Below are 15,629 nucleotides of genomic sequence, written 5' to 3'. Positions count from 1 at the left end.
TTCAGCCTCGATCCGTGTTCATGAGCGAGTCCACATAGCTCGCCAGCGCTTCGAAAGTGGGGTGGTCGTAGACGACCGTGGCGGGCAGCGCGACGCCGGTCGACTCCATGACCTTGTTCCGCAGGTCGACCGCCATCAGGGAGGTGAAGCCCAGTTCCAGCAGCGGGGTTTCGACGTTCACCTCGGACGGTGAGTCGAGGCCCATCACCTCGGCCGCGACCTCCAGCACGGCGGCCAGGATGAGCGCGGGGCGGTCCGCCGCCGGGGCCGCCGCCAGGCGGGCCGCGGTGGACGGTGCGCTGTCCTCGGGGGCCTCGTCCGCAGGCACCCGCACTGCGGTGTCGGTGCGGGCGCGCCCGGGGTCGGCGGTGGCCCGGGGAGCGACCTCGTCGAGCCAGTACCGGCGGTGCTGGAAGGCGTACGGGGGGAGGGCGACCGTACGGGGGGCGGAGCCGGCCGTCGCGGCCGGCCAGTGCACGGAGCGGCCGCCGACGTGCAGGCGGGCCAGGGCGGCCAGGAAGGCGAGGGGCTCCTCCTGGTCGCGGCGGGCCAGCGCGATGACACCGGCCCGGGTGCCGTCGGGGGTGTCCGCGAGGATCTCGGTGATCATCGAGGTCAGGACGCTGTCCGGGCCGGCCTCCAGGAAGGTGGCGACGCCCAGTTCGGCCTGCCGGCGGATGCCGGAGGCGAAGCGGACGGGGCGGCGGACGTGGTCGGCCCAGTAGCCGGGGGTGAGGAGTTCGTCCCCGGCGACGTCCCCGGTGAGGTTGGAGACGACGGGAATGCTGGGCCGCTGGTAGATGAGCTGCTGGGCCACGGTCTCGAACTCGGCGAGCATCCCCTCCATGTGCGGGGAGTGGAAGGCGTGGCTGACCTTGAGCAGCTTGGTGCGGCGGCCCTGCGCGGTGAAGACGGCGCCGATCTCCCGTACGGCTTCGGGGTCACCGGAGAGCACCACGGAGGAGGGGCCGTTCTCGGCGGCGAGGGAGACCTCGTGCTCCCGGCCTGCGAGGAGCGGTTCCGCCTCGGCGGCGGTCGCCTCGACGGCCAGCATGGCGCCGCCGCCGGGCTGGGCCTGCATGAGGCGGCCGCGGGCGGCGACGAGGGCCGCCGCGTCAGACAGCGACCAGACACCTGCGACATGGGCGGCCGCGAGCTCGCCGACGGAGTGGCCGGAGACGAAGTCCGGGGTGACGCCGAAGTGTTCGAGCAGGCGGTACAGGGCCACCTCGACGGCGAAGATGCCCGCCTGGGTGTACGCGGTCTGGTGGACGAGGTCGCCGTCGACCGCCGGGTCCTCGCCGAGGAGCACCGTACGCAGGGGGATGTCGAGGTGGCGGTCGAGCTCCGCGCAGACCTTGTCGAAGGCCTGGGCGAACGCGGGGAAGCGGGCGTACAACTCGCTTCCCATGCCGGGCCGTTGGGAGCCCTGCCCGGAGAACACCACGGCCAGCGGTGCCTTCGCGGCCGGGTCGGGGGCGCCCTTGGTGAGGCCGGGCGCACCGGCGCCTCGGGCGAGCTTCTCCAGGCCCTGGATCAGCTGGGCGGGCTCGCTGCCGACGAGGACGGCTCGGTGGGAGAAGGGGGTGCGGCCGGTGGCCAGGGTGTGGGCGACGTCGACGGGGGCGGTGGGGGTGCGGTGCAGGTGCGCGGCGAGGCGGGCGGCCTGGTCGCGCAGGGCCTTGGGGGTCCGGGCGGCGAGCGGCCAGGCGACGGCGGTGCCGCTCACGGCGGGGCGTACGTCTTCCTGCGGGGCCTCCTCCACGATCACGTGGGCGTTGGTGCCGCTGATGCCGAAGGAGGAGACTCCGGCGCGGCGCGGACGCGCCGGGTCGCGCGGCCAGGCGACGGGTTCCTGGAGCAGGGCGACGCTGCCGGAGCTCCAGTCGATGTGGGGGGTCGGGTTCTCGGCGTGCAGCGTGCGCGGCAGGAGCTGGTTGCGCAGGGCCATGACGGTCTTGATGACGCCGCCGACGCCCGCGGCGGCCTGACTGTGCCCGATGTTGGACTTGAGGGAGCCCAGGCGCAGCGGGCGGCCCGGCTCGCGTCCGGGGCCGTAGGCGGCCTGGATGGCCTGGCCCTCGACGGGGTCGCCGAGGGTGGTGGCGGTGCCGTGGGCCTCGACGGCGTCGACCTCGCCCGGGGTGAGCCGGGCGTCGGCCAGGGCCTCCTGGATGACCCGCTCCTGGGCGGGGCCGTTGGGGGCGGTCAGGCCGTTGCTGGCGCCGTCCTGGTTGACGGCGCTGCCCCGGATGACGGCGAGGACGGGGTGCCCGGCCTTCCGGGCGTCGGAGAGGCGTTCGAGGTAGAGGACGCCGACGCCCTCGGCCCAGCCGGTGCCGTCGGCCTCGGCGGCGAAGGACCGGCAGCGGCCGTCCGTGCTCAGCCCGCGCTGGCGGGCGAACTCGGTGAAGACGGTGGGGGTGGCCATGACCGTGACGCCGCCCGCGAGGGCGAAGGCGCATTCGCCGCGGCGCAGCGACTGGACGGCGAGGTGCAGGGAGACCAGGGAGGAGGAGCAGGCCGTGTCCACGGTGAGGGCGGGACCGTGCAGGCCGAGGGTGTACGAGATGCGGCCGGAGGCGACGCTGGCGGCGCTGCCGCTGCCGATGTAGCCCTCGAAGCCCTCGGGGGCGGGGTTCAGGCGTGCGCCGTAGTCGTTGTACATGACGCCGACGAAGACCCCGGTGCGGCTGCCGCGCAGGGTCCGGGGGTCGATGCCGGCCTGTTCGACGGCCGCCCAGGCGTGTTCGAGCAGCAGTCGCTGCTGGGGGTCGATGGTGAGGGCTTCTTTGGGGGTGATCCCGAAGAGCCCGGCGTCGAAGGAGGCGGCTTCGGGCAGGAAGCCGCCGTGGCGCGTGTAGCAGGTGCCGGGGGCCTCGGGGTCGGGGTCGTAGAGGGCGTCGAGGTCCCAGCCCCGGTCGGCCGGGAAGTCTCCGACGGCGTCGGTGCCGGAGGCGACCAGCTCCCACAGGTCGTCGGGCCCGGCGACGCCTCCCGGGTAGGCGCAGGCCATGCCGACGACGGCGATCGGCTCGTGATGCCGGTCCTCCAGGTCCCTGATGTGCTGCCGGGCCTCGCGCAGATCGATCGTCATCCGCTTGAGGTAGTCGAGCAGCCTGGCGTCTTCGCCGGTCGCGGTCGTCATGTCTCCCCCTTCCCTTGTGGGTGGTGCGTCACTGGTTGTTCGTCTTGCGGATGCGGGCCGCGAGCCGGGCGGGTGTCGGGTCGGCGTACAGGTCGGCCATGGCGAGGGTCGTTCCGGTGGTGTCCTCGACCCGTTGGACGAGCTGGGCGCCGAGCAGCGAGTGGCCGCCGTGCGCGAAGAAGTTGGCGTCGGCGTCGACGTCGGTGCGTTCCAGGAGCTGCTGCCAGAGGGCGATGAGCGCGACGGTGAGCTCGTCGCCCTGGTGGGTGGTGCCGCCGGTGTCCGTGCCGCGTTCGCCGCGGAGCCGGCCGGCGAGGCTCTTGAGGGCCAGGTAGTCGGTCTTCTGACTGACGGTGGTCGGGAACGTGTCGACGGCCAGGAATTCCTGGGGGACGGCGGCGCCGGGCAGGCCGGCCCGGGCGTGTTCCCACAGCAGGTCGGCGAGGGGCGCCGGGCCGGTGTCCTGGGCGGGCTCCACGAAGGCGACGAGCAGCGGACCGCCGGGGGCGTCCTCGTCGACGACGACGGCCGCTCCGCGCACCTGCGGGTGCTCCAGGAGTACGGCTTCCACCTCGCCGAGTTCGATGCGGTTGCCGCGCAGCTTGACCTGGCGGTCGGCCCGGCCGTGCAGGGCGAGGCGCCCGTCTAGGAGCCAGCAGGCGAGGTCGCCGGTGCGGTAGTAGCGGCCGTGTTCGGGGTGGGTGGCGAAGCGTTCGGCGGTCAGGTCGGGGCGGCCGTGGTAGCCGAGGGCGACCCCGGTGCCGGCGATGCACAGTTCGCCGCGGACTCCGATGGGCAGTTCGCGCCCGTCCGGGTCGGTGATGAAGGCCCGGGTGTTGTTCATGGGGCGGCCGATGTCGATGGCGGTGGCGCCTTCGGGGACGGTGCCGCAGGTGGAGTAGATGGTGGTCTCGGAGGGGGCGTAGGCGTTGCGCAGGGTGCAGCCGGCGGCGGTGATACGGCGGGCGAGCGCGGGCGGCATCGGTTCGCCGCCGGTGACGCCGCGCCGGCCGGCCAGCCGGTGGCCGGCCTTGTCCGCGATGAGCCGCCAGGTGGTGGGGGTGGCCTGGATGATGCCGACGTCGTGGCGTTCGAGGACCTCCAGGAGGGCCTGGCCGTCGCTGCGGGCCGCTTCGGGGGCGACGGCGATCCGGCCGCCGGTGACGAGGGGGAGGAAGAGTTCCAGGGCGGAGATGTCGAAGGTGAAGGTGGTCAGCCACAGCGTCACGTCGGCGGCACCGGCGCCCAGTTCGTGGCGGAAGTGGTGGATGACGTTGGCGGCGCCCCGGTGGGTGATGACGGTGCCCTTGGGCTTGCCGGTGGAGCCCGAGGTGTAGATGAGGAAGGCGGTGGCGTCGGGGCCGGGGAGGTCCACCGGTTCCTCAACGGTCGGGTCCGTGCCCTGCGGTGGCGTGGCGGAGGCCACGGCCGCCATGGGGCGCACGCTCACGGCGGGCCCGGCGGCCACGTCGATGCCGGGCGCGGCGAGGACCACGGCGGCGCCGGAGTCCTCCAGCAGGTAGGCGGTGCGCTGGGCCGGGTGGTCGGGGTCCAGGGCGAGGTAGGCGGTGCCCGCCAGCCAGGCTCCGAGGACGGCGGCGGCGAGTTGCGGGCCGCGCCGGGCGGCGAGCGCGACGATGTCGCCGGGGCGGGCTCCGGCGGCGCGCAGGAGGTCCCGGTCGGCGAGCGCGGTGTCCCACAGCTGCTGGTAGGTCGTGGTGTGTTCGCCGTCCTCGACGGCGACGGCGCCGGGACTGGCGGCGACCGTGGCGGCGACGGCCTCCAGCAGGGTGGCGGGGGTGACCTCGGTGCCGGTGGCGTTGGCGGCCTCGATGGCGGCCCGGTCCCGGGGGCCGTGCAGGGGCAGTTCGCCGAGGGGGCGGTCGGGATCCTGTCCCAGGGCGATGAGCAGGGCGTCGTAGCGTTCCAGCAGGAATTCGGTGTCGTCGCGGGAGAGGACCTCGGTGTAGAAGACGCCGCGGATGCGGATCTCCTCGGGCGAGGCGAGGAAGAAGAACTCCAGGTCGAACTTGCTGTAGCCGTTCTCGACGAGCAGTCGCCTGGCGGGGACGCCGTCGATGTCGAAGCTGGTCTGGCCGGCGTTGGGCACGTAGTTGAACAGGTGCCGGAAGACGGTGTTGCGCCAGGTCGCGCCGGTGTGCTCGATCTCCGGGAGCAGGATGTCCACCGGCACGTCGGCGTGGGTGATGGCGCCGAAGAAGGCTTCCCGGGACTCGGCGGCGAGGGTGCGGAAGCCGGCGCCCATGTCGACCCGGGCGCGCAGGGGGAGGGTGTTGACGTGGTAGCCGACGGTTCCGGCGGCGTCGGCGGGGCGGACGTTGGCGGGCGAGCCGACCACGAGGTCGGGTCCGGCGCCGTGCCGTGCGAGCAGCAGGTAGTAGGCGGCGAGGAGGACGACGGCTTCGGGGGCCCGTACCTCCCGCTGGAGGCGGCGGACGGCCTCGTGGGCCTCGGCGGACAGGGTGTGCAGGACCGAGTCGCCGGTCAGCGTGGGGTCGGGCCGGTCCTCGGTGCCGCAGTCCAGTCCGAGGGCGGACGGGTCGAAGCCCCTCAGGTGCTCGCGCCAGTAGGCGAGGCTCTCGTCGGTGGGGGCGGCGGTGGCGAGGGCCGGCTGGGGGGCGGCGAGGTCCTCGGGCACGTCGAGGCCGGCGGCGACGGCCTCGTAGACGCGGGTGAACTCGTCGAGCAGGATCGCGGCGGAGACGGTGTCGAAGACGATGTGGTGGACGACCAGGCAGAAGACGTCCCCCTCCGGGCCCTGGAGGTGCCCGGCGCGCAGCAGCGGCTGCCCGTCGAACGTGAAGGGCCGGGCGACGAGCGCGGCCACCGCCGCGTCGGTGCCGCCGGCCGCGACCGTCATGGTGCTGACGGTGGCGGCGAACCGGTCGGCCGGGACGGTCTGCTTGACGAGTCCGCCGTCCGTGCCGTGGAAGACCGTGCGCAGCGCCGGGTGCCTCCGTACGAGGGCGTCCAGGGTCTGCTGCAGCTCCCACTCCCCGAGCGGCTCCTCGGTGGTGAAGACGACCGAGAGGTTGTTGACGGCACCGGAGGGGACGAGCTTTTCGAGCAGCCACAGCGCCTGCTCCTTGCGGCTGGCCGCCGTGAGCACGGCGTGGGCCGGGCCGTTCCCCGGGGTCTGGGCTGAGGTGAGCATTCCGGATTCCTGTCTGTGACCTGGGAGAGGGAGTACGGCCGGCCGTGCGCGCGGGGTCAGGAAGCGAGCAGGAGCTCGGTGACGGCCTGGGCGACCACGGGGCTGCTGAGCAGTTCCACGTGCGGGGTGTCGAAGCGGAGCTCGTCCGCGACGAGGGCGGCGTCGTGGTCCGGGTTGAGCAGGCGGAACCCGTTGAGTCCGCTGGTCGCGGTGGCGGAGGTGATGGCCGTGGAGCGCAGCCAGGCGGCCGCCGGTTCGATCTGCTCGGCGGTCGAGAGGTAGGTGAGGAACGCGCCCGCGGTCTCCGTCATCTCCGCGCGGCGCCGGTCGTCCAGGCCGAGCTTGTCGCAGGCCGTCTGGGCGAGGCCGTGGTAGAGCAGGAGGAGCCGGCGGGCGAGGTCGCCGAGGCTCACGCAGGTCTCCTGGGCGCGCTGTGCCGAGTCCTGGACGCGGCCGACCTCGGCGGCGCCGACGGCGGGTTCCATCTGGCCGACGGCCTTGTGGAACTGCCAGTACATGCTGGCGGCCGCGGCCCGCTCCGGGTCGAAGAGGATCGTCTGCGGGAAGGAGCCCTGCCACTTCTCGACCTCTTCGGCGATGGCGGCCGCGTAGACGCTGCCCGCGCAGAACGCCAGGACGGCCTTGACCCGCTTGCCGCTGGTGCGGACCTCGTCGACCCACTGCTTGACGTACGCGTCGGCGGGCAGGTCGGGGCGGGAGGCCACGGCCGCGGGAAGGGTCTCCCAGACGGTGAAGCCGGTTCCGAGGAGCGGGACGAAGTCGCTGAAACGGGCCTCGCCGCGGCCGGTCGCGTCGAAGTCGACGGCGAGGACGACCTCGTCGGTGTCGCCGGCGATGAGCTCTTTCCAGGTGCTGAGGCTGGTCATGGGGTTCCGGTTCCGTTCTGTGGTGAAGGGGCGGTCGGTTCGGGTGCTGCGGCCGGACACGGGGCTCGGGATCTCGGGGGCTAGAAGCTCCCGCCGAACTCCTGGTCGATGAGGTCGAGGAGCTCGGTCGCGGAGGCGGACTCGATGTCGGCGGCGCCGTCCCGGGCCGCCGCGCCGTCCGCCGCCGCCCAGCCGGCGAGCAGCTCTTCCATCCGGGCCGCGACGGTGCGGCGCAGCTCGTCGCCACCGGCATCGGCGGCCAGGCCCACGAGTGAGGCTTCGAGCCGGTCGAGGTCGGCGAGTACGGGCTGCCGGTCGACGGCGGGTTCGGCCAGCTTGTGGATGTACTCGGTGAGTTCGCGGGGGTTCGGGTGGTCGAAGACGAGGGTGGAGGGCAGGGCGAGGCCGGTGGCCGCGCCGAGCCGGTTGCGCAGTTCGACGGCGGTGAGTGAGTCGAAGCCGAGGGACTTGAAGGGCAGGTCGTCCTCGATCCGGGCCGTGTCGGCGTGGCCGAGCACGACTGCGATGGTCGTACGGACCAGCTCCCGGACGATGTCCTCCTGTGCGGGGCGGGCCAGGCCGGCCAGCCGGTCGGTGAGCCTGGTCTCGGCCGAGGTCGGCGCACCGCCGGTGCGGCGGACGGGTGTACGGACCAGGCCGCGCAGCCGGTCCGGCAGGGTGTCCGCCTCGGCCTGGGCGCGGAGTGCCGCCGCGTCGAAGCGGGCCACGACCGGCACCGGGGCCGGGGCGGCGAGTGCCGCGTCGAACAGTCCGAGCCCTTCGGCGGCCGACAGCGGCAGCAGGCCGCCGCGTCCGGCCCGGGCGAGGCCGGCCGCGTCGAGGCGGGTGGCCAGCCCGGTGCCTTCGCCCGAGGTCTCGCCCCAGAGGCCCCACACCAGGGAGACCGCGGGCAGCCCCTGGGTGCGGCGCTGTTCGGCGAGGGCGTCGAGGTAGGCGTTGGCGGCCGCGTAGTTGGCCTGACCGGCGTTGCCCGCCTGGCCGGCGAGCGAGGAGAAGAGGACGAAGGCGTCCAGTTCCAGGCCGGCGGTCAGCTCGTGCAAGTGGCGCGCGGCGTCGGCCTTGGGCCGCCACACCGCCGCGAAGCGTTCGCGGGTCAGCCCCTGCACGATGCCGTCGTCGAGGACGCCCGCGCTGTGCACCACCGCGGTGAGGGGGTGGTCGGTGGGTACGGCGGCCAGGAGTGCGGCGAGCGCGTCCCGGTCGGCGGTGTCGCAGGCGGCCAGGGTGACGGTCGCGCCGAGGGCTTCGAGTTCGGCGCGCAGCGTGTCGGCGCCGGGGGCCTGTGCTCCGCGTCGGCCGGCGAGCAGCAGGTGGCGGACTCCGTACGCGGTGACCAGGTGGCGGGCGAAGAGCGCGCCAAGGGCACCGGTGCCGCCGGTGATCAGGACCGTGCCCTCCGGGGTGAACCGGATGGCCGCGTCAGCCTGCTCCGGACGGGCCGGGGCGATCCGCGGGCGGGCCGCCGCACCGCCGCTCAGGAGCAGTTCGGGCTCCCCCGCGGCCAGGGCGGACAGCGTGCCGCGTGCGGTGTCGGTGGCCGTTTCGGTGCCGGTGCCCGGGTCGATCAGGACGACGCGGCCCGGGTTCTCGGAGCCGACGACCCTGAGCAGGCCCCACATGGCCGCCGCCACCGGGTCCGTTCCGTCGGTGGCCCCGCGGCTGAGGAGGACGAGTGTGCTCCCGCCCAGGCCGTCCTCGGCGAGCCAGTACTGGACGAGTTCCAGCAGCCGGTGCACGGCCGTGCCCGGATCGGCGTCGGCGGGCGGGGCCATCAGGATGTGTTGGGGTGCGGTCCCACCCCCGGCTACGGCCGCCGCGAGGACCCGTATGTCGTCGTACGGTTCCTGGGCGATGCCGAGCGCGCCGCGAAGCCCCGCCGGGTCGGCGCCGAGCCACACGGCCCGGTCGGGGGCGCTCTCGGCGACGGGCAGCTCGACGGGCTCCCAGCGCACGTGGTGCAGCGGCAGCCGGTCGGTGCGCAGCGCGGCGATGGCGGCCTGGTCGGTGGCCCGCACGGTGAGCGTGTCGACACCGCCGAGAGGAGCGCCCGAGGTGTCGGTGAAGAGCAGCCGGACGGTGTCGTCGCCGGTCGGGTCGAGCGTCACCCGCAGCGCCGACGGCGCCGTGGCGGGTGCCGTCAGCCCGGTCCAGGAGTACGGGACGCGCAGCCGCAGGCCGTCGTCGCCGGCCTCGGCCAGGGCGGTCACGACCAGCGGGTGCAGGGCCGAGTCGAGGAGCGCCGGGTGCAGGGCGTGCCCGGCGGTGGCGGTGCCGGGGGCGAGTTCGACCTCGGCGTACAGCGTTCCGCCGCTCTGCCAGAGAGCGGTCAGGCCCTGGAAGGCGGGACCGTACTCGTATCCCTGGTCGGCGAGGTGCCCGTAGGCGTCGGCGAGGTCCACCGGAGTGGCGCCGGCCGGAGGCCAGTCGGAGCCTGCCGGTGCCGGGCGGTCGGGCGCCTCGGCGACGAGGAGGCCTTGGGCGTGCAGGGTCCATTCGGCGGCGTCGGCGTCGGTCTCCGGGCGGGCGTGGACGGAGAGTTCGCGGCGGCCGGAGGAGTCCGGGCCGTGGACGGTGAGCTGGATCTGCGCGGCTCCGGTCGCCGGGAGGGCGAGCGGGGCGTGCAGCACCAGGTCGTTGACGACGCCCGCGTCGAACTGGGCCGCGGCGAACAGGGCGAGGTCGGCATAGGCCGCGCCGGGCAGCAGGACCGTGCCAGCGACCGTGTGGTCGGCGAGCCACGGGTGGGTGGCCAGGGACAGCCGGCCGGTGAACAGCACCGTCTCCGACCCGGCCACGGCCACGGCCGCTCCGAGAAGGGGGTGTGTGGTGGCGGCGAGACCGGCGGTGGACACGTGGCCGTTGGCGGGGGTGGACTCCAGCCAGTAGCGGGTGCGCTGGAAGGGGTACGTGGGCAGGTCGAGCGAGTTCCGGGGTTCGGGGAGGGCTGTCGTCCAGTCGACGGGGACGCCGTGGGCCCACGCCTGACCGGCGGACAGGAGGAACCGGTCCAGGCCGCCTTCGTCCCGGCGGAGCGACGGCACCGCGAGCGCCGCGACCGCTTCGGCGGCCTCGAAGGTCTCCTGGAGACCGATCGTCAGGACCGGGTGGGCGCTCGACTCGATGAACGTCGTGAAACCGTCCGCGAGCAGAGCCCGAGTCGTCTTCTCGAACTCGACCGTCCGGCGCAGGTTCTGGTACCAGTACTCCGCGTCCAGGGCCGCGCTGTCGACCACCTCGTTCGTGACGGTGGAGTAGAACGGGATCTCGGGCACCCGAGGAGCAACCGGGGCCAGGAGCTGCGCCAGCTCGGCCTGGATGGACTCCACGTGCGGGGAGTGCGAGGCGTAATCCACCGCGATACGGCGCGAGCGCACCCCGTCCGCGCGAAGCACCGCGACCAGCTCGTCCAGGGCACTGCCCGTGCCCGACACGACCGTGGACGACGGGCCGTTGACCGTGGCCACACCCAGATCGTCCGCCCACCGCGTCAGATACGGGCGCACCGCATCAGCGGGCAGCGCGACCGAGAGCATCCCGCCCCGGCCCGCCAGGGCCTTGATCGCCCGGCTCCTCAGCGCCACCACCAAGGCGCCGTCCTCCAAGGACAGCGCACCGGACACCACAGCCGCCGCGATCTCGCCCTGCGAGTGCCCGACCACCGCGTCCGGCACGACTCCATAGGAGCGCCATACCTCGGCGAGGGAAACCATGACCGCCCACAGCGCGGGCTGGATCACGTCCACCCGCTCCAGCAGACCTTCAGGATCGCCTTCCAGGAGGACCGGCAGCAGATCCCATTCCGTGTGCACGGACAGCGCACGCGCACAGTCCTCAAGACGCTCCCGGAACGCCGGCGACGCCTCAAACAGACCCGCCGCCATGCCGATCCACTGCGAACCCTGACCGGGGAAGACGAACACGGTCTTGCCCCCTGCGACCTCACCGGTCACGGCGCCGGCGGACTGGTCGCCGGCGGCCAGTTCGCGTACCGACCGGAGCAGTTCCTCGCGGTCCTTGCCGATGGCGACCGCCCGGTGCGCGAAGGGCGTACGCGTGGCCACCAGTGCGGAGCCCACCTCGGACGCCGCCGCCTCCGGGTGACTGTCGGCGAACGCCGCGAGCCGCGCGGCCTGCTCCCGCAGAGCGGCCGGGCTCTTCGCCGCGATCACCCACGGCGCGACCCCTTCGGCCATGGGCACAGCGGGCTCGTCCGCCGCCGGAACCTCGGGAGCCTGTTCCAGGATCAGGTGGGCGTTCGTACCGCTGAAGCCGAAGGACGAGACGGCCGCGCGGCGAGGGCGGTCCAGCTCGGGCCACGGCTGTTCCCGGGTCAGCAGCGCGACCGCGCCGGCCTCCCAGTCGACGTGCGGGGTCGGCTCGTCCACGTGCAGGGTGCGGGGCAGCACCCCGTGCCGCATGGCCTGCACCATCTTGATGACGCCGGCGACACCGGCGGCGGCCAGGGTGTGCCCGATGTTGGACTTCAACGAGCCGAGCCACAGGGGCTGTTCGGGGGTGCGCTCCTGCCCGTACGTGGCGATCAGGGCCTGCGCCTCGATCGGGTCGCCGAGCTTGGTCCCCGTACCGTGCGCGTCCACGACGTCGACGTCCGCGCCGGTCAGGCCCGCGTCGGCGAGGGCCTGCCGGATCACCCGCTGCTGCGAGGGGCCGCTCGGCGCGGTCAGACCGTTGCTGGCACCGTCCTGGTTCGTCGCCGAACCCCGGAGGACGGCCAGCACCTGATGCCCGTTGGCCTGTGCGTCGGAAAGCCGCTCCAGCAGGACCAGGCCCACGCCCTCGCCCCATCCGGTGCCGTCGGCCGTGGAGGAGAACGCCTTGCAGCGGCCGTCAGGCGACAGGGCGCGTTGCCGCGAGAACTCCACGAAGTTGATGGGTCCCGCCATCACCGTCGCACCGCCCGCCAGGGCGAGCGAGCACTCGCCCCGTCGCAGCGCCTGCGCCGCGAGGTGAAGGGCGACCAGGGAGGAGGAACAGGCCGTGTCCACGGTCAGCGCCGGCCCTTCCAGGCCGAGGGTGTAGGAGACCCGGCCGGAGGCGACGCTGGTGGTGGTGCCGGTGGAGACGTAACCCTCCAGGCCCTCGGGGAGCCGGTCCAGCCGGGTCACGTAGTCACCCGTGATGACGCCCGCGAAGACTCCGGTGTCGCTGCCACGCAGCCGGTCCGGGTCGATCCCGGCGCGTTCGAGCGTCTCCCAGGCCGTCTCAAGCAGCAGGCGCTGCTGCGGGTCCATGGCGAGCGCCTCACGCGGGTTGATGCCGAAGAAGTCGGCGTCGAAGGTGTCGGCGTCGCGCAGGAAGGCGCCCTGCCGGGTGTACGAGGTGCCGGTGGCCTCCGGGTCGGGGTCGTAGAGGCCGTCGAGGTCCCAGCCGCGGTTCTCCGGGAAGCCGCCGACGGTGTCCACGCCGCTCTTCACGAGCTGCCAGAGGTCTTCCGGTGTGGTGATCCCGCCGGGGAAGCGGCAGCCCATGGAGACGATGGCGATGGCGTCGTCGGCACCGGCACCCGCTGCGGCCGTGGCGGCGGGGGCCGGGGCCGCGGCCTGTGTGCCGAGCAGCGTGTCGCGCAGGTGGGTGGCGAGCGCGGCGGGGGTGGGGTGGTCGAAGATCAGGGTCGGGGTGAGGCGCCGGCCGGTGGCGGCGCCGAGCCGGTTGCGCAGCTCGACGGCGGACAGCGAGTCGAAGCCGAGGGTGGTGAAGGTCCTGCTCGGGTCCAGCACGGCGGCGTCGGACCGGCCGAGCACGGCGGCCACCTCCTCCCGGACCAGGTCCAGCAGCAGCCGGTCCTGCTCGGGGGCCGGCAGCGCGGCGAGCCGCTGGGCGAGCGAGGTGGCACCGGCCGCCCCGGCCCGGGCGGCCGCGGCTCGGCGTACCGGTGTACGGACCAGGCCGCGCAGGAGCGGAGCGAGTGAGCCGCTCTTGGCGCGGGCCCGGAGGGCGGTGGTGTTCATCGGTACGGCGAGGAGCGCGGGCCGGTGGTGGCCGAGCGCGGCGTCGAAGGCGGCCAGGCCCTGCTGGGCGGTGATGGCGGCGGTGCCGGTGTCGGCGAGCCGGTCCAGGTCGGCCTGGGCGAGGGTGCCACCCATGCCGCCGGCCTGGTCCCAGAGTCCCCAGGCGAGGGAGGTGGCGGGGAGTCCTTGGGTGTGGCGGTGTGCGGCGAGGGCGTCGAGGAAGGTGTTGGCGGCGGCGTAGTTGGCTTGTCCGGCGTTGCCGAGGACGCCGGCGGCGGAGGAGTAGAGGACGAACGCGGCGAGGTCGGTGTCGCGGGTGAGTTCGTGCAGGTGCCAGGCGGTGTCGGCCTTGGGGCGCAGGACGGTGTCGAGACGTTCGGGGGTGAGGGTGTCGATGGTGCCGTCGTCGAGGACGCCCGCGGTGTGGACGACCGCGGTGAGGGGGTGGTCGGTCGGGACGGTGTTCAGGACGGCGGCGAGGGCGTCGCGGTCGGCCGTGTCGCAGGCGGTCAGGGTGACGGTCGCGCCGAGGGCTTCGAGTTCGGCCCGCAGGGCGTCGGCCCCGGGGGCGTCGGCACCCCGGCGGCTGGTCAGGAGGAGGTGGCGGACGTCGTGGTGGGTGACGAGGTGGCGGGCGAGGAGAGTGCCCAGGGTGCCGGTGGCCCCGGTGATCAGGACCGTTCCCGCCGGATCCAGCTCACGCGGCAGCGAGAGGGCGACCTTGCCGACATGCCGGGCCTGGCCCAGGAAGCGGAAGGCGTCACGTGCGTAGCGGATGTCCCACGACCGGACCGGCAGGGGGTGCAGGGCGCCCGCCTCGAACAGGCTCTTCAGCTCGCCCAGCATCTCCTGGATGCGCTCCGGGCCGGCTTCCATGAGGTCGAAGGCCCGGTAGGCGACGCCCGGGTGCTCCTGGGCCACCTGCTCCGGGTCGCGGACGTCGGCCTTGCCCATCTCCAGGAAGCGGCCGCCGTGAGGCTGGAGGCGCAGGGTGGCGTCGACGAACTCCTTGGCGAGGGAGTCGAGTACGACGTCGAAGCCGTGGCCTTCGGTGGCGGCGGTGAACTGCTGCTCGAAGTCGAGGGTGCGGGAGCTGGCCAGGTGCGCGTCGTCGAAGCCGAGACCGCGCAGGGTGTCCCACTTGCCGGTGCTGGCCGTGCCGAACACCTCGGCACCCAGGTGCCGGGCGATCTGGGTGGCGGCCATACCGACCCCACCCGCCGCGGAATGCACCAGCAGCCGCTCACCCGCCCGCAGCCCCGCCAGATCCGTCAGACCGTAATACGCCGTCAGGAAGACGATCGGGGTCGCCGCCGCCTCGGTGAACGTCCAGCCGGACGGTACGTGGCCGAGCGTGCGGTGGTCGGTGACGGCGACGGGTCCGGCGCCGTCGGAGAACAGGCCCATCACCCGGTCGCCCACGGCGAGGGAGGTGACTCCGGGACCGGTCTCCAGGACGACGCCCGCGCCCTCGCTGCCCATCGGCGCCTCACCGGGGTAGCTGCCGAGGGCGATGAGGACGTCGCGGAAGTTGGCGCCCACGGCCCGTACGGCGACCCGGACCTGGCCTGCGGCGAGCGGCCCGGTGGCGTCCGGTGACGGGACCAGGGCGATGTTCTCCAGGGTGCCCTTGCCGGTGCTGCCCAGGCGCCATGCGCCGGTGTCGACGGGCGGGGTCAGTACGCCATCGGCAGCGGCCCCTCGGGTGAGCCGGTTGACGTACACCGTGCCCTGGCGGAGGGCGAGTTGGGTTTCGTCGTCGGTGGCGGACACGGCGACGGCCAGTGCGGCGGCGTCGGCCGGCTCGGCCGGAGCGAGGTCCAGCAGGACGAACGCGTCCGGGTTCTCCGTCTGCGTGGCCCGCACGAATCCCCACACGGCGGCGCCGGCCAGATCGTGCAGCAGGTCGCCGCGATGGGTGGCGACGGCACCGGTGGTGACGACGACGAGCCGCGAACCCCCGGCCCGGCCATCGGCCAGCCACTGCTGCGCGGCCTCCAGGACGTACGCGAGAGCGCCACGGGTCTCCTGGCCGGCCGGAACCGGCAGGAAAACCGTCTGCGGCACCGGGCCTTCGGCGGCGAACAGGGCCGCCAGGTCCGGGTGGCGCACGGTCTCCCCGCCGAGTCCGGCGGCGAGCTCCGGACCGGGCGTGCCGATCACGGCCGCGACCGGCGCGTCCGGGGTCCCGGTCTCGTCGGCCCGGACCGGGGTCCAGTCGACGCCCAGCAGGATTCCCTCGTCGGCGGCCTGCGGCTCGGTGCCGATCGGCCGGAGCACCAGCTCACCGATGGTCGCCACCGGCTGCCCGGTCTCATCGGTCGCGCTGATGCGGACGGTGTCGGGGGTGGTGGGGGTGAGGTGGGCGTGGAGGGTGGTGGCGTGGGTGGCGTGGAGGGTGATGTTGTTCCAGGCGAAGGGGATGCGTT

General features: G+C 74.0%; 4 protein-coding genes. All 4 read right to left on the bottom strand.

Features of this window, described 5'->3' with window-relative positions; all coding sequences use genetic code 11:
• Position 1 precedes the first annotated feature (1 nt).
• The gene (locus tag ACIQZN_RS32765; RefSeq protein WP_404001863.1) at positions 2–3,148 is read right to left on the bottom strand and encodes a type I polyketide synthase; all 3,147 of its coding nucleotides are present in this window, start codon (positions 3,146–3,148) and stop codon (positions 2–4) included.
• A gap of 28 nt (positions 3,149–3,176) precedes the next feature.
• Entirely contained in the window at positions 3,177–6,323 is a 3,147-nt protein-coding gene (locus ACIQZN_RS32760; protein ID WP_404001860.1) for an amino acid adenylation domain-containing protein, read from the bottom strand.
• A gap of 56 nt (positions 6,324–6,379) precedes the next feature.
• Positions 6,380–7,210: a hypothetical protein gene (locus ACIQZN_RS32755; RefSeq protein WP_404001856.1), complete on the bottom strand. Its 831-nt coding sequence runs from the start codon at positions 7,208–7,210 to the stop codon at positions 6,380–6,382.
• 80 nt (positions 7,211–7,290) lie between these two features.
• Positions 7,291–15,501 carry an SDR family NAD(P)-dependent oxidoreductase gene (locus tag ACIQZN_RS32750; RefSeq protein ID WP_404001853.1) on the bottom strand — a complete coding sequence of 2,737 codons (8,211 nt, stop codon included), beginning with the start codon at positions 15,499–15,501 and terminating at the stop codon, positions 7,291–7,293.
• Positions 15,502–15,629: the final 128 nt, after the last annotated feature.

This window comes from Streptomyces sp. NPDC097595 (assembly GCF_044761525.1).
In the GTDB taxonomy this organism is placed as follows: Bacteria; Actinomycetota; Actinomycetes; order Streptomycetales; family Streptomycetaceae; genus Streptomyces; species Streptomyces drozdowiczii_A.
The sequence above is the reverse complement of the archived record's forward strand: the minus strand, read 5'-3'. Positions and strand labels throughout refer to the sequence as shown.

Coding starts and splice junctions, on each gene's coding strand:
- ACIQZN_RS32765 (WP_404001863.1), bottom strand. CDS start 3,148: ATGACGACCGCGACCGGCGAAGACGCCAGGCTGCTCGACTACCTCAAG.
- ACIQZN_RS32760 (WP_404001860.1), bottom strand. CDS start 6,323: ATGCTCACCTCAGCCCAGACCCCGGGGAACGGCCCGGCCCACGCCGTG.
- ACIQZN_RS32755 (WP_404001856.1), bottom strand. CDS start 7,210: ATGACCAGCCTCAGCACCTGGAAAGAGCTCATCGCCGGCGACACCGAC.